Below are 17,114 nucleotides of genomic sequence, written 5' to 3' on the forward strand. Positions count from 1 at the left end.
ATGATGTGTCAGCTTCCTGAACGCTGAGATGACGGCTATGATGTGCTACGTTTTTGCTTACAACCACGGAGACTTCCATGAGCAGCGATCTTATTAAACACGTTAGCGACGCTAGCTTTGAGGCCGATGTTCTCAAGGCTGAAGGCGCTGTATTGGTCGACTACTGGGCTGAATGGTGTGGCCCTTGCAAGATGATCGCGCCAGTTCTGGATGAGATCGCCGAGACTTACAAAGGCAAGCTGACTGTTGCCAAGCTGAACATCGATGAGAACCAGGAAACCCCTGCCAAGCACGGCGTACGTGGTATTCCAACGTTGATGCTGTTCAAGAACGGCAACGTTGAAGCCACCAAGGTTGGTGCGCTGTCGAAGTCGCAACTGGCTGCATTCCTCGACGCTAATATCTAAGCGTTGATAAAAGCCCCGCAAAGTGCGGGGCTTTTTCATGGCTCAAGGACTAGACGCTATGAAACTCAAGTGTTACATTCGGCCCCGCACTGGTTTCTCCACTGCCCCCTGCAAGCCGTCGCCGACGCACTCCTTATCGAATTAGTACGCGATCCTGTCGCCTTCTCTGCGGCGCGGCCTCATTAAGCCAAAAGCTTAATTTCCCCCTCCATAAATGATTACGTCATTCCTATATGAACCTGACTGAACTCAAGCAAAAGCCGATTACCGAACTGCTCGAATTGGCCGAACAGATGGGCATAGAAAATATGGCCCGTTCGCGCAAGCAGGACGTGATTTTCTCCCTGCTGAAAAAGCACGCGAAAAGCGGCGAGGAAATCTCCGGTGATGGCGTGCTGGAGATCCTCCAGGACGGCTTCGGCTTCCTTCGCTCTGCTGATGCCTCTTACTTGGCCGGCCCGGACGATATCTACGTCTCGCCTAGCCAGATTCGACGTTTCAACTTGCGTACTGGCGACACCATCGTCGGCAAAATCCGCCCGCCAAAAGAAGGCGAGCGTTACTTCGCACTGCTGAAAGTCGACACGATCAACTACGATCGTCCAGAGAACGCGAAAAACAAGATTCTCTTTGAGAACTTGACCCCGCTGTTCCCGACCGTACGCATGAAGATGGAAATCGGTAACGGTTCCACCGAAGATTTGACCGGTCGTGTTATCGACCTCTGCGCCCCGATCGGTAAAGGTCAGCGCGGTCTGATCGTTGCTCCGCCAAAAGCGGGCAAGACCATCATGTTGCAGAACATCGCGTCGAACATTTCGCGTAACAACCCGGAAGTGCACTTGATCGTTCTGCTGATCGACGAGCGCCCGGAAGAAGTAACCGAAATGCAGCGCACCGTGCGCGGCGAAGTGGTTGCTTCCACGTTTGACGAGCCACCAACTCGCCACGTGCAGGTTGCTGAAATGGTGATCGAGAAGGCCAAGCGCCTGGTTGAACACAAAAAAGACGTGGTCATCCTGCTCGACTCCATCACCCGTCTGGCCCGTGCCTACAACACCGTAATTCCAAGCTCCGGCAAGGTACTGACCGGTGGTGTTGATGCTCACGCCCTTGAGAAACCCAAGCGTTTCTTCGGTGCTGCGCGAAACATCGAAGAAGGCGGCTCGCTGACCATTATCGCTACCGCACTGGTTGAAACCGGTTCGAAGATGGACGAAGTGATCTACGAAGAGTTCAAAGGCACCGGTAACATGGAATTGCCTCTGGACCGCAAAATCGCTGAAAAACGCGTCTTCCCTGCGATCAACATCAACCGCTCCGGCACCCGCCGTGAAGAGTTGCTGACCGCTGATGACGAGTTGCAACGCATGTGGATTCTGCGCAAGCTGTTGCACCCGATGGACGAAGTCGCAGCCATTGAGTTCTTGATCGACAAGCTGAAACAGACCAAGACCAACGATGAGTTCTTCCTGTCGATGAAGCGTAAGTAAATCGCCGGAAGCTAAGCAAGAGCCGGGGAAACCCGGCTTTTTGCTGTCTGACCTTTCTTGATTAGGTCTTGATTTGGGCAGCTCTCCCTTCTGAACACGCGGCTTGGGCGCTACACTCGTTGCCCCAACGCCACGGCCAACATGAGGCTCAAGCATGCAGTACCGCGACTTACGCGACTTTATCAGCGGCCTGGAAAAGCGCGGCGAACTCAAGCGCATCCAGGTTCCGGTGTCTCCCAAGCTGGAAATGACCGAAATCTGCGACCGCACTTTGCGCGCCAAAGGCCCGGCTTTACTGTTTGAAAACCCGATAGGTCACGACATCCCCGTGCTTGGCAACCTGTTCGGCACGCCTGAGCGCGTGGCCTTGGGCATGGGTGCCGAGGCGGTCAGCGAGCTGCGTGAAATCGGCAAGCTTTTGGCGTTCCTCAAAGAACCTGAGCCGCCTAAAGGCCTGAAAGACGCGTGGTCGAAGCTGCCGATTTTCCGCAAAATCATTTCCATGGCCCCGAAAGTCGTCAAAGACGCGGTGTGCCAGGAAGTCGTGATTGAAGGCGACGACGTCGACCTTGGCATGTTGCCGGTTCAGCATTGCTGGCCCGGTGACGTGGCGCCCCTGATCACGTGGGGCCTGACCGTGACCAAAGGTCCAAACAAGGACCGCCAGAACCTGGGCATATATCGCCAGCAAGTCATTGGCCGCAACAAAGTCATCATGCGCTGGCTGAGCCACCGTGGCGGCGCGCTGGACTATCGTGATTGGTGCGAAAAACACCCTGGCCAACCGTTCCCGGTATCGGTGGCGCTGGGTGCCGACCCGGCAACCATTTTGGGTGCCGTGACTCCGGTGCCAGACAGCCTGTCCGAATACGCCTTCGCAGGCCTGCTGCGCGGCAACCGTACTGAACTGGTGAAGTGCCGTGGCAATGACCTGCAAGTGCCCGCTACGGCTGAAATCATCCTTGAGGGCGTGATTCACCCCGGCGAAATGGCTCCCGAAGGTCCGTATGGCGATCACACCGGTTACTACAACGAAGTCGACAGCTTCCCGGTGTTCACCGTCGAGCGCATCACACACCGGATCAAGCCGATCTATCACAGCACCTACACCGGCCGTCCACCGGATGAGCCGGCGATTTTGGGTGTGGCACTCAACGAAGTGTTTGTGCCGATTCTGCAAAAGCAGTTCCCGGAAATCACCGACTTCTACTTGCCGCCCGAAGGCTGCTCGTACCGCATGGCCATCGTGACCATGAAAAAGCAGTACCCGGGACACGCCAAGCGCGTAATGCTGGGTGTGTGGTCGTTTTTGCGCCAATTCATGTACACCAAATTCGTTATCGTGACTGACGACGACATCAACGCTCGCGATTGGAACGACGTGATCTGGGCTATCACCACGCGCATGGACCCCAAGCGCGACACAGTGATGATCGACAACACGCCAATCGACTATCTTGATTTTGCCTCGCCGGTGTCAGGCCTTGGGTCGAAGATGGGTCTGGATGCAACCAACAAGTGGCCGGGTGAGACCACCCGTGAGTGGGGTCGGGTCATCGTCAAGGATGAAGCGGTCACTCGCCGTATCGATGACATCTGGAATCAATTAGGAATAGATTGATGCGTGTAACCTTGCAGCCTTCAGGCGCCGTGTTGGAAACCTTGCCTGGCGAGCGGATTCTGGATGCGGCGCAGCGCCTGGGCTATGAATGCCCGCAAAGCTGCCGCAATGGTAATTGCCATGTGTGTGCGGCCTTGCTGGTTGAGGGCCAGGTGGAGCAGGCGGGAGCGATACGTGACCACGGTGAGGTCTATACCTGCCTGGCGGCACCGCTTGAAGACTGTGTGGTGTTGTGGGATGGCGTGCTTGCGTTGGGAGAATTACCGGTGCGTAGTCTGGTGTGTCAGTTGGATGAATGTGTCGAGTTGGGTGGCGATGTGTGGCGGGTGCGCTTGCGTGCCCCTGCGGGTAAGGCGCCGCGTTACCACGCGGGGCAATACGTGATGCTGGAGCGTGAAAACGGCGAGAAATCGGCCTTCTCGCTGGCCAGCGCGCCGCACTCGGGGCGTGACCTTGAGCTGCATGTGCTGGTACGTGAAGACAGCGCCCGCAGCCTGATCGAACAGCTTCAGCGTAACAAAATGGTCCGCCTGGAACTGCCGTTTGGCGACACGCATTTGTCTGAATTGCCGGACGGACCGTTGGTACTGATCGCCGCGGGCACCGGCATGGCGCAGATGCACAGCCTGATCGAGCACTGCCGTGCGAAAGGTTTTGCGCACCCCGTGCATTTGTACTGGGGTGTACGTCGCCCTGAAGATTTTTACGCGCTGGAAGAGTGGGATGCCTGGGAGCAGATTCCTAACCTGTTCCTGCATAAAGTTGTGAGTGATTTGTGCGGCTGGGAAGGGCGTTGCGGGCTGTTGCATGAAGCCGTGTGCGAAGACATCAGTGACCTTAGCGCCGTCCACGTGTACGCCAGCGGTTCGCCTGCCATGATTTACGGCACCCTTGACGCCTTGGTTGAAGCAGGCATGGACGCGCACCAAATGCGCGCCGACGTGTTTGCCTACGCGCCACGGCCTTGAAGTAACCCTGTAGACGCTTTAAATCTTCGTGGGGGCGGGCGGGCTTGCCCGCGATGGAATCGACGCGGTTTTCCCGATAAATCGCATCGCCTGCATCGCTGGCAAGCCAGGCTGCCACGAAATCAGAAACGCAGCCCCGTGGTAATCATTGCGGCATTGAAACCGAGCAGCACCAGCTCGGCGGCCACAGGGCCGTAATGAGTCCCCACCGAGGGGATAATCACTGGGGCCACGCCGAAGCGGTTGAGTGGGATCTTGTCCTGATATTTGCCGTGGTAGCCTTCCAGCAGCCCTGCCGTCAACTTTAAATACACCGGATAAGTGTCGCTATCAAAGCGTTTACCTGCATAGGCGTAATACGCGCGTTGGCGAAATGAGTTGCGAAAAGTGGCGCCGCCCACTAACCAACCAGAGCCATCATTGCGCTCAATGCCGATAAGGTCTTGATTGTTGTTGTGATCAGGATCTGGGGAAAAATGCCGTGTATAGACACTGGTTTGCAAGTACCAGAAGCCTTCATCTTTATTTTGTTGCGTGTTGTCCTGTGCCATCGCTGAGCTGGCTTGAGCCAATAACAGCAGACCGCAGATCCCGAAGCATTTCATTAATGGGCCTCTGTTGTCAGGGTAAAGCGCGTAGGGCGAACGACTATACAGACCTGTTTCTGTTAGTCGGCTGAACCAAATCTTGTTATAGCACTGAGTTTAGACATGAGTACCCAGTCGTCTGCCATACGTCTTGCAGCACGGGCCATTTCATTTTTAGTGCTATAAGATTCTTGACGTTATTTTTTAGTTTGCAGCATGTAATGCCTGTAGGACTCCATGCCTTCTTTGATAACTACTCCCGAATCTGTTTGTTTAAACGTGTCTTATCCTCCGCGACTCGATCTTGGGGCGCCCCTGACCCCTGAGCAACTCAAACAATCCTTGCAAGCCACCATGGCGTGCCATCAAGGCGGCCCAGTCTGGTTGTTCGCTTATGGCTCGTTGATTTGGCGCCCTGAGTGTTCAGCGGTTGAGCGCGTGCGTGGTCGGGTCTATGGCTATCATCGCGGGCTGTATTTGTGGTCCCACGAGCACCGCGGCACCCCGCAATTGCCGGGTCTGGTATTTGGACTTGATCGGGGTGGTTCGTGCAGCGGCTTTGCGTATCGCCTGCCCGAAGACAACCTTGAAGCAGCGCTCAATGCTTTGTGGCTGCGTGAAATGCCCGTCCCCTCCTATCGGCCGCACTGGCTGACTTGCCGACTCGAAGACGGTAGCCAGGTTCAAGCGTTGGGTTTTGTACTGGAAAGGCATCTGCCCAGCTATGCGGGCAACCTGCCCGACGGCGTACTCAGCCAGGTGTTGGCCAGCGCCAGCGGGCGTTACGGGACCACCCGTGATTACGTCGAACAGACCGTCAGCGCCCTGCGAAACCACGCCATGCCAGACCGCAACCTGGAAGCGCGGCTCAAGCGCTGCGCATCGAGTCAGTAAAGCCGGCAGACCTACGGCTTTTCACACGCTGGCCGATAACGGTAGAGAGACGCGCGAGCTGCCCCGTATGCTTGCCGCCAAACCGGACAAAGGAGCGAATTGTGAAAGCGTGGATCGTATTGATGCTGGCTCTGGCCATGCCAATGATGGCGACGGCTGAAGAAGCCGAAGATAGCGCGGCAAAGGTCAGCTACATCACCTTGAGCCCACCGTTTGTGGGTAATTATGGCCTGGACGGCAGCGCGAAGCTCAAAGTCTACAAGGCGGATATTTCATTGCGTGTGACGGGAGCCGAAGCGGTCAAAGCCGTTAAAGCCAATGATGCGTTGATCCGTAACCAATTGGTGAGCTTGTTTACCCAGCAAACCAGCGAAAGCCTGGGCAGCGTCGAGGCCAAAGAAAAGCTGCGCCAAGAAGCCCTGAAGCAAGTCCAGCAAGTGATGAACGACGAGACTGGCAAGCCGATGGTGGAAGACGTGCTGTTCAACAATTTGATTGTTCAGTAAACACACAGCCTTCGTGCCTCGGCAGCGTCTACTGGGTTTCGCAGGGTGTGGTTTACGATGCCAAACTCTTGCGGAACCGCGCCAGCGCGACGGTAAAGAACACCAGCCCGATGGCCGCCAGTGCCAACAAGTCCGGCCACACCACTTCAACCCCTGCACCCCTAAATAGAATGGCCGCGCTCAAGCTTACAAAGTGAGTTGAGGGCGAGCATTGCATTACCCATTGCAGCCATTCGGGCATGCTGTCCAGCGGTGTGCTGCCGCCTGAGAGTAAGAGCATCGGAATGATCACCGGAATCGCCAACAGGCCAAACTGCGGCGTTGAGCGTGCCAGCGTCGCGAGGAAGATCCCCAGCGCCGTACTGGCAAACAAGTACAGGGCGGTGACCATCAAAAACAGCGTCAAGGAACCGGCCAGCGGTACGCCGAGCGCCCATTTGACGATGACTTCCAGCGATACCCAGGTGCACAGCACGACCACCAGCATGTTGCTCCAGATTTTCGCGAGCATGATTTCCAGTGCCGTGAGCGGCAGGACCAACAAGTGGTCGAGGGTGCCGTGCTCGCGTTCACGCAGCAGTGCGGTCCCCGTCAGCACGATGGCCAAAATGGTGATGTTGTTGACGATCTGGATCACCGCCAAAAACCAGCCGCCTTCCAGGTTCGGGTTGAACAGCGCTCGGCTGCTGACCAGTGCTGGCGCTTTTGCAGCTGCGCCGCCTTGCCCGGCATAATCGAGCAATTCACGCTGGAAAATCTGCCCGATATACCCCGCCCCCATAAAAGCCTGGCTCATGGCGGTGGCGTCGACGTTGACCTGCACAGCGGGTTCGCGTCCTGCCAGTAAGTCAGCCTGGAAATTAGCCGGCACGTTGATCACGAACGTGTACTCGCCGTTGTCCATGGCCTGATCCAGTTGGTCATAGGGCAAGGTTTGCGGGGTTTTAAACTCCGGCGGCAGCAGTGATTCGCTGAGTTTGCGCGACAGGGCGCTGTGGTCTTCATCAATGATGGCGACGCTGGCATTGTGCACGCCAATGATGGAGCCCGCCGCTGGCATGTAAATCGCCACCGTAAAGGCGTACAGCAAAAACAGCAGCAGCACGCTGTCGTGGCGCAAGCTGGTGAGCTCTTTGAGACCCAGACGCAGGATGTGCGAGAGCTTATGCATCAGACCTCCTGCTTCTTGAGCATGATCAGGCTCAGGCCAGTGAAGGCGATGAAGAATCCGAACAGCGCCAGGCATTGTGGCCACAACTGGCGCAGGTCCAACGCTTTGGTGAAGGTGCCCACGGCAATGTCGAGGAAGTGCCCGGCCGGGAACAGCATGCCCATCAATGCCGCAGAGCCTTCGAGCGATGAGCGCGGAACAATCAGCCCCGAGAACTGAATGGTCGGCAGGCTGGTGATGATCATGGTGCCCAAAATGGCCGCGATCTGGGTGCGGGTGAACGCGGAAATCAGCAGGCCCATGCTGGTGGTCGACAGCACATACAGCACGCCCCCCAATGCCAGCGTGAGGCCGCTGCCTTTGAACGGCACGCCAAACAGCCAGCGGTTCATGGCCACCAGCAAAGCCAGGTTGACCAGGCTGACAGCCAGATAGGGTGCCTGTTTGCCCAGTAAAAATTCCAGCCGGGTCAGCGGGGTGGCGTAGAAGTTGGTGATCGACCCCAACTCCTTTTCACGCACGATGCCTAGGGCGGTGAGCATCGCCGGGATAAACGCGAGAATCAGCGCCATCACGCCGGGGCCGATGGCATTCACGCTGATCACGTCCTGGTTGTAGCGAAAGCGGGTTTCGAGCTTGGCGGCGGCTTGTTTGTTCTGTGCCAGGCTGCTCAGGGCACTCAACTGCTCAAGGTTGGCTTGATGCACGGCCTGCACATAGCTGCGGCTGGTCTCTGCGCGAAATGGCATGCCGCCATCAAGCCAGGCCGCGACGGTGGGCTGACGTCCGGCATACAAATCACGGCCAAAGCCCGGGGGGATCTCCAGTGCGATTTTGATTTCAGAACGCTGCAGGCGTTTGTGTAATTCATCGGCGCTTTGGATCGGCGCGTGCTCTTCGAAGTAACGTGAACTGCGAAAGGCTTCAAGGTAGGCCCGGCTTTGCGGGCTTTGGTCTTGGTCGTACACGGCAAAGGCGAGATTTTCGACATCCAGAGAAATGCCGTAGCCAAAAATAATCATCATGAACACTGCGCCTAAAAGGGCGAAGGCCATGCGCACCTTGTCGCGTAACAGCTCTTTGGATTCACGGCTGGCCACCGCGATCAATCGAGACAGACTAAAACCGCTTTTACTTGGCGGCGGTGGGGCGTTTGCTACCGGTGTGGCGACGGTTTCAGGAGAAGGGGGGGCGCCCTGATCGTTTTGCGCCTGCTCCAGACAGGTCACGAACGCCGCCTCCAGCGTGTCGCCCTTGAATTGTTGTTGCAGCGCATCGGGCGTGTCGCAGGCCAAGACTTTGCCCGCGTGCATCAGCGAGATGCGGTCGCAGCGCTGGGCTTCGTTCATGAAGTGGGTCGACAGAAAGATCGTCACCCCTTGGTCCCGCGACAGTTCGATCAACAGCCGCCAAAAGTCATCGCGCGCCGCCGGGTCGACGCCCGAAGTGGGTTCGTCGAGGATCAGCACTTCGGGGCGATGCAGCACTGCCACCGCCAATGACAAGCGCTGGCGCAAGCCCAGCGGCAATTCACCGGACTGCTGCTCGGCCACGTCACCCAGGTCAAAGCGCTTGATCAGCTCCTCGATACGCGCCTGGCTGTCCTCTTTGGGCAGGTCAAATAATTGCGCGTGCAATACCAGGTTTTGCCGAACGCTTAACTCGCCGTACAGCGAGAAGCTTTGCGACATAAAGCCGACGCGTTTGCGGGTGGCCAGGTCTTTGGCGTTCACCGGGTTGCCCAGCAGTGTGGCGCTGCCCTCGGTGGCTGGCATCAAACCGGTCAGCACTTTCATGGTGGTGGTTTTGCCGCAGCCGTTGGAGCCCAAAAAGCCGAAAATCTCGCCCCGGCCAATGGCAAAGCTGACCTTGTTCACGGCCGTGAAATCGCCAAATTTAAGTGTCAGGTCGTGGGCTTCAATGGCGATGTCGCTGTTATCGCTGGTGCGGGGCGGGATCACCAGCGGCTCGTTACTGTGGCCGGTGTCGCCCTGAAAGTGGGTAAAGGCTTCATCCAGCTTGCCGTTGGGAGTGACGGCGGCCAGTTCCTGGCTTAACCCGGCAGCAATCAACTTGCCGCGGTCGAGCATCAGGCAGTGTTCAAATTGCTCGGCCTCTTCCATGTAGGCCGTGGCCACCAGCAGCGTCAGTTGCGGGCGCTGGCTGCGGACGTCGTCCACCAGCTCCCAGAAGCGCCGCCGTGACAGCGGGTCAACGCCGGTGGTGGGCTCGTCGAGAATCAGCAAGTCAGGTTCGTGGATCAGCGCACAACACAGCCCAAGCTTTTGCTTCATGCCGCCCGACAGCTTGCCCGCCGGGCGCTGCGCGAAACGCTCCAGGTCGGTGGCCTTGAGCAACTGCTCCATACGCTGTTCGCAGTCGGCTTTGGACAGACCGAACAGGGTGCCGAAAAACCGGATGTTTTCGCTGATCGACAATTCGGGGTAGAGGTTGCCGCCCAAGCCTTGGGGCATAAAGGCAATCAGCGGGTACAGCGTGTTGCGATGGTGGCGGTTATCAATCGGGCCGCCGAGCACTTCAAGCGTGCCTTGTTGAAGTTTTTTGACCCCGGCAATCAGCCCGAGCAGGCTTGACTTTCCGGCGCCATCCGGACCAATCAAGCCGCAGCGCGTACCTTTGGGCAGGCTGAACGCAATGTCGATCAGCGCCAGTTGTTTGCCATACCGGTGGCTGATGCCACTGGCGTTGAGCGCCAGATCGCTCATTGCAGATTAGCCGGCCAGTCCACATCGGCGGTTCGCACATAACCGGCTCCCGGCATCCCCGGCTTGGCTTGTGGCACAGCCGCCGGGTCGGTCAGGCGCAGCTTGACGCGAAACACCAACTTTTGCCGCTCGTCACGGGTTTCTACTTCTTTGGGAGTGAACTGCGATTTGGCCGCAACAAATGAGATTTTTGCCGGCAGTGGTGTATCGGGCAGGGCGTCGAGCACGATGCGCGCCTGCGCACCGACCGTCAGTTTGCCAACCACTGAGGCAGGCAAGTACAGGTTCATGTATTGGTCGCCGGGGTCGATCATCATAAAGACCCGGCCACCAGAGCCCAGCACTTCACCCGGCTCAGCCAAGCGCAGTTGTATGATCCCGTTGATAGGTGCTCGCAGGCTGCTGTCTTCGATTTCGCTGGTGAGTTGCGCGACCTGTGCCTGGCTGGAAACAATGGCCGCTTTGGCGGCAGCCACTTGTGCCTGAGCTGCGGTCACGGCTGCATTGCGGGTGTCGAATTGTGCCTGTTGCTGATCGACTTGCTGGCCGCTGGCAAAACCGCGCTGTGACAGTTGGCGGGTGCGTTTTAGCTCTTGGCTGGCCAGCAGTTTTTCACTTTGGCGCAATTGCACATTCGCCTCGTTGGCGGCCATCGCCTGGCGGGCGCGTTGCACTTCAGCTTCTGCTTGGGCGCGGCTGGCTTCCAGGGTGCGGGTGTCCATGCGGGCCAAGAGTTGGCCCTTGGTCACGCGATCGCCTTCGTCGACCAGCACCTCGGCCAGGCGGCCAGGGATCTTGGCGGCGATCTGGACTTCTGTGGACTCAAGTCGACCATTACCCATACTGATCCCTTCGGGGAGACGGTCATGCTGGGATTTCCAGTAACCAAATCCGCCTGCCGCGACCAGCAGGATAGCCAACGGGATAACGAAATAATGGGAAATGCGATGGTTCTTCGACATGCCGACATCCTGGTCACAGAGCACTCTATCTTGACCGTTTCAAGGCGCAGGGCACTTGATACCAGTCAAAGGAAGACCAGAGCGTAGACGCTAATACTGAATGTTGCCTGTAGCCGCTGCCGCAGGCTGCGATGGAGTGCGTAGCAGCCTTAAGATTTTGAAGGCCCTTCGGTCCTTAACGCAGCCAGCGGCAGCGGCTACAGGCAGGCTTATAGCAAACCCATCACCACCGCCCATTCTTCAGCGGTCACGGGCATGACTGACAAGCGACTGCCTTTTTGCACCAGCGGCATTTGAGCCAATGCGCTTTGTTGTTTCAGGTAGTCGAGCTTGATGACGGTGGGAAAGGTTTGCACGTGCGCCACTTGCAGTGCACTCCACGGATTTTTCTCGGCGCTGGCCTTGGGGTCGAAATAATGGCTTTCAGGGTCGAGCGCGGTCGGGTCCGGGTAGGCGGCCTGAATGATGCGGCCAACCCCGGCAATGCCCGGCTGGGGGCAACTGGAGTGATAAAAGAAGAACTCATCGCCCACCGCCATGGCACGCATGAAGTTGCGCGCCTGATAGTTGCGAACACCGTCCCAGCGCGCTTCGCCCACCTTCTGCAAATCCTTGATCGAGAACTCGTCAGGCTCGGATTTCATCAACCAATAGGCCATTTTTTTTTACTCCTGAAACATGACGTGGTTATTTTGTCGGGCAACATTTTGATAAACCGACAGTCGGTTGAAACCAGCGTTTGCGTGTCCGTTCGTGTTGCCTCAGAATGCCGGGCTTTTAAGCTTGACGCTGCTGCACGGCCTATAACAAAAACCGTTGCTGTCATCGTGTTGATTTGCTTGAAGGGGGGCAATCGATGAAACGCAAACCGGATTTACTGTGGGTTTTGGTTATTTTGTTCGGTTTGGGCGTGGTTACAACGGGTTATGCGCAAAGCCTCTGGTCAAACTCCAGCGATGCGCCGATTGAACTGGCACAACAGCAAGTACAACCCTTTAAACGCTAAGTGTTTATGAACTCAGGCATCGCTTCAACAGTGATGCCTTGGTACTCAGTGGGCGACGTACCACTGTTTGTCCGAGACCGTGCCGTGTAACCCAACATCCCAACTGGCTTGCGCCAGACTCTCGACTTTTTGACATTCATGGGCCAGCCCCAGCAGCGTCGGTTTGCGCCAGCTTTGGCGCCGCGCCTGATACGCCAGACTGCGGTCATAAAAGCCGCCGCCCATACCAAGCCGGCCACCGGTCGCATCAAATCCCACCAACGGCAACAACACCAGGTCGAGTGCCCAGACCTTGCGTTGACGCGCGCGGTTGATGCGTGGCTCAAGAATACGGAAGCGGTTGGGGATCAGCTTTTCGCCCGGGGCAATACGCTGGAACACCATCTTGGTTCTGGGCCAGGCACTGAGCACCGGCAGGTAGGTGATCTTGCCCCTACGCTGAGCTTCACGCAGCAGCAGGCGCGGATCGATTTCACCGTCCGTGGGCAGATACAACGAAATGTGCTTGGCGCGGCGAAACAGCGGGTGTTGCGCTAATTGGCGATACAGGCCACGAGCTGCCTGGCGTTGCTCGCTGGGCGACAATTCGCGGCGGGCCTTGCGCAGCAGTCGGCGAAGTTGCGGGCGGGTAGGCGTCGCAGGTTCGGTCATGATGGCATGCTGTTCGAGATCGAGCTCACCGGGCGGTTGGCTCGTAGAAAGCCAATGCCAGCAGAAAGAGACTGGCATTGCGCTAGAAAATCAGGCTCCCCGACGTACCGCTGTCGGCTTGGCCCTTGAACCCGAAAGTTCAAGGTGGAAGTTGCAGTAGACCTTAAGGCTTTCCGTCTAGCGGACATGCACACCGGTCCAACGTGCAAGCTCCAGGGTAGTGCGAATCGGCTCAGGGACATCGCTAACTGGCGAATACTCCAGGGAGTGGCGCGAGTATACCCCAAAGAAACGTTTTGAATCAGCTTTGACGTTCGTTCGGATCAGTGGCGAGCACCAAATCGACTCGATCCAGCAGGTCGCGCACTTGTTCGCGCGTCGCGTTGCTGGTCTGTACCTCAGGCACTTCCTGCTTGTGCAGCAGGTCGTGGGTAATGTTTAGGGCAGCCATCACGGCGATGCGGTCGGCACCAATCACTTTGCCGCTGCTGCGAATTTCGCGCATTTTGCCGTCCAGATAACGGGCGGCGCTCACCAGGTTGGCGCGTTCTTCCTGGGGACACATGATCGAATACTCTTTATCGAGGATGTGTACGGTGACGCTACTGCTTGTACTCATGAGTCTTGCTCCAGGGCTTTGAGACGCGAAATCATCGATTCCACCTTGTGCCGGGCGATTTCGTTTTTTTCAATGAGGTGCGCGCGTTCCTCGCGCCAAGTCTTTTCCTGAGCTACTAAGAGTCCGTTTTGACGTTTAAGTTGCTCGACTCGCGTAATCAGCAACTCGAGTCTAGCCATCAGTGCATGCAGGTCGGTGTCTTCCATTGTGTCCTACTGTGTATTTTCTGATGGATGGCGACTGTCAACCGAGTTGACGCCTCGATGGTCTAGCCCGTCTGCCGATGCTAGGATACAAGGCCTCCATTCTAGACATAGCGCCGCTTGGCGCCTAGCTGACCATGCCTATTCAGAACTCTCCGTATCAAGCCTTTGCCACCCTGCTGACTACCAGCGGCCATCATGTTTCGCCTGCAGAATTGCATGGCCTGTTGTTGGGCCGCAGCGCTGCTGGCGCTGGCTTCGACCACGATGGCTGGTTAGCTGACGCGGCCGAGCTGTTCCAAAGCGAAAATGAAATCAGCGACAACGTACGCAATGCCTTGATCGGTTTGCAAGAAATGGTCAAAGGCGAGCTGACCGGCGATGACATGACGGTCGTGCTGCTGTTGCCAACCGATGACGCGCCGCTGACCGAGCGTGCCATTGCGCTGGGCCAATGGTGCCAGGGCTTTCTGGCCGGTTTTGGCCTGAACTATCGCGACAATGCCTTGAGCACTGAAGGCAAAGAAGTCCTGCAAGACCTGGCGGCGATTTCCCAGGTGCAAGACGCCTTGGAAGAGTCCGATGATGGTGAAAGTGACTACATGGAAGTGATGGAATACCTGCGCGTTGCGCCGCTGTTGTTGTTCACAGAAACAAAAAAACCTGTTGAACCAGCACCTGCCAAGCCTTCGTTGCACTGATTGACCCTCAAGAAGGAACCCGTCTGCCCATGATCCATATCCCGAAAGCGGAATACACACGTCGCCGCAAGGCACTCATGGCGCAGATGGAGCCCAACAGCATTGCGATCCTGCCTGCAGCCGCAGTGGCCATTCGCAATCGCGACGTCGAATATGTGTACCGCCAGGACAGCAACTTTCAGTACCTGAGCGGTTTTCCCGAGCCGCAGGCGGTGATCGTCTTGATCCCCGGCCGTGTGCATGGTGAGTACGTGCTGTTTTGTCGTGAACGCAATGCCGAGCGTGAGCTCTGGGATGGCTTGCGTGCCGGGCAAGAAGGCGCGATCTGCGACTTTGGTGCAGACGATGCCTTCCCGATTACCGACATCGACGACATCCTGCCGGGGCTGATTGAAGGCCGTGACCGGGTGTACTCGGCGATGGGCAACAACCCTGAGTTCGACCGTCATCTCATGGAGTGGATCAACACCATTCGTTCCAAGGCCAGCCTCGGCGCCCAGCCGCCAAACGAATTCGTTGCTCTTGATCATCTGCTGCATGACATGCGCCTGTATAAATCGGCGGCAGAGATCAAGGTCATGCGCCACGCGGCGCAAATATCAGCGCGTGCGCATATCCGTGCGATGCAGGCCAGCCACGCCGGGCTGCACGAATACAGCCTGGAGGCCGAACTGGATTACGAATTTCGCAAAAGCGGGGCCAAAATGCCTGCCTATGGCTCAATCGTCGCCTCGGGTGATAACAGCTGCATTCTGCACTATCAGGAAAACGACGCCGTGCTCAAAGACGGCGATCTGGTCTTGATTGATGCGGGGTGTGAAATAGACTGCTATGCCAGTGACATCAGCCGTACCTTCCCCGTGAGCGGCAAGTTCTCCTCAGAGCAAAAAGCCATTTACGAATTGGTGCTGGCGGCGCAAGAAGCCGCTTTTACCGAAATCGCGCCCAATAAACACTGGAACCAGGCTCACGAAATCACCGTTCAGGTGATCACTGCCGGGCTGGTTGAGCTGGGGCTGCTGCAGGGTGACGTCGACGAACTGATCGCCAGCGAAGCCTATAAACCCTTCTACATGCACCGTGCTGGCCATTGGCTGGGGCTGGATGTGCATGACGTTGGTGAATACAAAGTCGGCGGTGAGTGGCGCGTGCTGGAACCTGGCATGACGCTGACCGTCGAGCCCGGCATCTACATCAGCCCGAACAACCTGCACGTCGCTAAAAAATGGCGCGGTATTGGCGTGCGCATTGAGGACGATGTGCTGGTCACCAAGAACGGTTGTGAGATTTTGACCGGCGACGTGCCGAAAACGGTCGCCGACATTGAAGCCTTGATGGCAGCAGCACGAGCGAACGCGGCATGAGTCGAATCAATCTGGCGATCATCGGTGGCGGTCTGGTCGGCGCGAGCCTGGCGCTGGCATTACAGGCCGGTGCCAAGGCGCGGGGGTGGAAGATCGTCCTGATCGAACCTTTTGCGCCCGGCAACACCTATCAGCCGAGCTACGATGCTCGTTCGTCGGCACTGAGCTATGGCGCCCGGCTTATTTATGAGCGTCTGGGTGTGTGGCAAGCGATTGCCGAGCGGGGCGAGCCGATCAAGGACATTCACGTGTCCGACCGTGGGCGTTTCTCCACGGCACGATTGTCGGCCAGCGAGGAGGGCGTGCCCGCACTGGGTTATGTGGTCGAAAACGCCTGGCTTGGGCAATGCCTGTGGAAAGGTCTGGACCCGGATGTGATCAGCTGGCGTTGCCCGGCTGAAGTTATCCACATGCAGCCGATTGAGGCGGGTTATCGCCTGACCCTCAATGATGAAACCACGCTCGATTGCGACCTGGCGATATTGGCCGATGGCGGACGCTCCGGATTGCGCGAGCAGTTGGGCATCCATGTGAGCAAACGGCCTTACGATCAAAGCGCATTAATCGCCAATGTCACCACCAGCCAGGCCCATGACGGCATGGCCTTCGAGCGCTTTACCGACGAAGGGCCGATGGCTTTGTTGCCGCTGCCTGATAACCGTTGTGCGCTGGTCTGGACTCGCCTCGGCATGGACGCCCAGCGTCTTGCGGCTTTGGATGAACGCAGCTTTCTCAGCGAGTTGCAGGGCGTGTTCGGCTATCGCCTCGGTACCTTCAAGCAGGTGGGCGCTCGGCACTTGTACCCACTTACGTTGATTGAAGCCCAAGAGCAGGTACGCCCGCATCTGGTGGTGTTGGGGAACGCGGCGCACAGCTTGCACCCGATTGCCGGTCAGGGTTTCAACCTGTCCCTGCGTGACGCCCAAGCCTTGGCCGATGCCTTGCTCTCGAGCAACAAAAAGCCCGGCGATCTGGCCACGCTGCTCAGTTATCAACAGCGTCAGCAAGTGGATCAACACCTGACGATTGGTTTTTCGGATCAAGTGACCCGGCTCTTTGGCAGTGATCAAACGTTGATTTCGTTTGGCCGCAACGTGGGCTTGCTGGGCCTCGATTTATTGCCTGCGGCCAAGCGCTGGTTTGCCCGTCAGGCCATGGGCCTGGGCACGCGCGCAGACAGCTGATAGCGGCCGGGACGTATTGTCGTCCCGTGTCGATCCATTTTTTAAATGCGG

General features: G+C 57.5%; 18 protein-coding genes and 1 other RNA gene. 10 read left to right on the top strand and 9 right to left on the bottom strand.

The window, feature by feature from the left end; all coding sequences use genetic code 11:
• Nucleotides 1–77 precede the first annotated feature (77 nt).
• The 4 genes from trxA (at nucleotide 78) to ACIQYF_RS00275 (ending at nucleotide 4,489) form a co-directional block, all read left to right on the top strand.
• Nucleotides 78–407 (top strand): thioredoxin TrxA, encoded by a 330-nt coding sequence (gene trxA / locus ACIQYF_RS00260; protein ID WP_003206727.1) that lies wholly within the window; start codon nucleotides 78–80, stop codon nucleotides 405–407.
• Between the two features lie 233 nt (nucleotides 408–640).
• Nucleotides 641–1,900 carry a transcription termination factor Rho gene (rho, locus tag ACIQYF_RS00265; protein WP_003438291.1) on the top strand — a complete coding sequence of 420 codons (1,260 nt, stop codon included), beginning with the start codon at nucleotides 641–643 and terminating at the stop codon, nucleotides 1,898–1,900.
• Between the two features lie 154 nt (nucleotides 1,901–2,054).
• Entirely contained in the window at nucleotides 2,055–3,521 is a 1,467-nt protein-coding gene (gene ubiD / locus ACIQYF_RS00270) for a 4-hydroxy-3-polyprenylbenzoate decarboxylase (RefSeq protein WP_402855167.1), read from the top strand.
• The gene (locus ACIQYF_RS00275) at nucleotides 3,521–4,489 is read left to right on the top strand and encodes a CDP-6-deoxy-delta-3,4-glucoseen reductase (RefSeq protein WP_402855170.1); all 969 of its coding nucleotides are present in this window, start codon (nucleotides 3,521–3,523) and stop codon (nucleotides 4,487–4,489) included. Before ubiD ends, ACIQYF_RS00275 begins: the two co-directional genes overlap by 1 nt.
• A gap of 122 nt (nucleotides 4,490–4,611) precedes the next feature.
• On the opposite strand, the gene ACIQYF_RS00280 is transcribed toward ACIQYF_RS00275, so the two are convergent.
• On the bottom strand, nucleotides 4,612–5,094 hold the full coding sequence (locus tag ACIQYF_RS00280) for a sn-glycerol-3-phosphate transporter (protein ID WP_402855173.1): 483 nt from the start codon (nucleotides 5,092–5,094) through the stop codon (nucleotides 4,612–4,614).
• 219 nt (nucleotides 5,095–5,313) lie between these two features.
• Between ACIQYF_RS00280 and ACIQYF_RS00285 the strand changes: the two genes are divergently transcribed.
• A complete protein-coding gene (locus ACIQYF_RS00285) occupies nucleotides 5,314–5,970 on the top strand; it encodes a gamma-glutamylcyclotransferase (RefSeq protein ID WP_402855176.1) in 657 nt (218 codons plus the stop codon).
• Between the two features lie 101 nt (nucleotides 5,971–6,071).
• Nucleotides 6,072–6,476, top strand: coding sequence for a flagellar basal body-associated protein FliL (locus ACIQYF_RS00290; protein WP_402855179.1), 405 nt, complete (start codon nucleotides 6,072–6,074; stop codon nucleotides 6,474–6,476).
• 52 nt (nucleotides 6,477–6,528) lie between these two features.
• Here ACIQYF_RS00290 and ACIQYF_RS00295 read toward each other — a convergent pair whose 3' ends face one another.
• The 4 genes from ACIQYF_RS00295 to ACIQYF_RS00310 all read right to left on the bottom strand — a co-directional run bounded on the left by ACIQYF_RS00295 (nucleotide 6,529) and on the right by ACIQYF_RS00310 (nucleotide 11,994).
• Nucleotides 6,529–7,647: an ABC transporter permease gene (locus tag ACIQYF_RS00295; protein WP_402855182.1), complete on the bottom strand. Its 1,119-nt coding sequence runs from the start codon at nucleotides 7,645–7,647 to the stop codon at nucleotides 6,529–6,531.
• Nucleotides 7,647–10,373, bottom strand: coding sequence for a ribosome-associated ATPase/putative transporter RbbA (gene rbbA, locus ACIQYF_RS00300; protein ID WP_402855184.1), 2,727 nt, complete (start codon nucleotides 10,371–10,373; stop codon nucleotides 7,647–7,649). The genes ACIQYF_RS00295 and rbbA overlap by 1 nt, the downstream gene beginning before the upstream one ends.
• Nucleotides 10,370–11,335 carry an HlyD family secretion protein gene (locus ACIQYF_RS00305; RefSeq protein ID WP_402855187.1) on the bottom strand — a complete coding sequence of 322 codons (966 nt, stop codon included), beginning with the start codon at nucleotides 11,333–11,335 and terminating at the stop codon, nucleotides 10,370–10,372. The genes rbbA and ACIQYF_RS00305 overlap by 4 nt, the downstream gene beginning before the upstream one ends.
• 209 nt (nucleotides 11,336–11,544) lie before the next feature.
• Nucleotides 11,545–11,994: an EVE domain-containing protein gene (locus ACIQYF_RS00310; RefSeq protein ID WP_402855190.1), complete on the bottom strand. Its 450-nt coding sequence runs from the start codon at nucleotides 11,992–11,994 to the stop codon at nucleotides 11,545–11,547.
• Between the two features lie 197 nt (nucleotides 11,995–12,191).
• Here ACIQYF_RS00310 and ACIQYF_RS00315 point away from each other — a divergent pair, with 197 nt between their 5' ends.
• Nucleotides 12,192–12,341: a hypothetical protein gene (locus ACIQYF_RS00315; RefSeq protein ID WP_322236117.1), complete on the top strand. Its 150-nt coding sequence runs from the start codon at nucleotides 12,192–12,194 to the stop codon at nucleotides 12,339–12,341.
• Nucleotides 12,342–12,386: 45 nt separating this feature from the next.
• On the opposite strand, the gene ACIQYF_RS00320 is transcribed toward ACIQYF_RS00315, so the two are convergent.
• From ACIQYF_RS00320 to ACIQYF_RS00335, 4 genes are all read right to left on the bottom strand, one after another.
• Nucleotides 12,387–12,992, bottom strand: coding sequence for a 5-formyltetrahydrofolate cyclo-ligase (locus ACIQYF_RS00320; RefSeq protein ID WP_402855194.1), 606 nt, complete (start codon nucleotides 12,990–12,992; stop codon nucleotides 12,387–12,389).
• A 92-nt stretch (nucleotides 12,993–13,084) separates the two neighbouring features.
• Nucleotides 13,085–13,262: non-coding RNA, 6S RNA (gene ssrS / locus ACIQYF_RS00325), on the bottom strand.
• 31 nt (nucleotides 13,263–13,293) lie between these two features.
• Nucleotides 13,294–13,611 carry a cell division protein ZapA gene (locus ACIQYF_RS00330; RefSeq protein ID WP_402855197.1) on the bottom strand — a complete coding sequence of 106 codons (318 nt, stop codon included), beginning with the start codon at nucleotides 13,609–13,611 and terminating at the stop codon, nucleotides 13,294–13,296.
• Nucleotides 13,608–13,817: a TIGR02449 family protein gene (locus tag ACIQYF_RS00335; protein ID WP_019408406.1), complete on the bottom strand. Its 210-nt coding sequence runs from the start codon at nucleotides 13,815–13,817 to the stop codon at nucleotides 13,608–13,610. The genes ACIQYF_RS00330 and ACIQYF_RS00335 overlap by 4 nt, the downstream gene beginning before the upstream one ends.
• A 134-nt stretch (nucleotides 13,818–13,951) precedes the next feature.
• On the opposite strand from ACIQYF_RS00335, the gene ACIQYF_RS00340 reads away from it, so the two are divergent.
• The 3 genes from ACIQYF_RS00340 to ubiH are packed head-to-tail and all read left to right on the top strand — an operon-like array spanning nucleotide 13,952 to nucleotide 17,063.
• Entirely contained in the window at nucleotides 13,952–14,515 is a 564-nt protein-coding gene (locus tag ACIQYF_RS00340) for a YecA family protein (RefSeq protein WP_402855202.1), read from the top strand.
• 29 nt (nucleotides 14,516–14,544) lie between these two features.
• A complete protein-coding gene (gene pepP, locus ACIQYF_RS00345; protein ID WP_402855205.1) occupies nucleotides 14,545–15,879 on the top strand; it encodes a Xaa-Pro aminopeptidase in 1,335 nt (444 codons plus the stop codon).
• Nucleotides 15,876–17,063 carry a 2-octaprenyl-6-methoxyphenyl hydroxylase gene (ubiH, locus tag ACIQYF_RS00350; protein ID WP_402855208.1) on the top strand — a complete coding sequence of 396 codons (1,188 nt, stop codon included), beginning with the start codon at nucleotides 15,876–15,878 and terminating at the stop codon, nucleotides 17,061–17,063. The genes pepP and ubiH overlap by 4 nt, the downstream gene beginning before the upstream one ends.
• The last annotated feature ends 51 nt before the right edge of the window (nucleotides 17,064–17,114 follow it).

It is taken from the genome of Pseudomonas sp. NPDC096917 (genome assembly GCF_044762555.1).
Taxonomy (GTDB): Bacteria; Pseudomonadota; Gammaproteobacteria; order Pseudomonadales; family Pseudomonadaceae; genus Aquipseudomonas.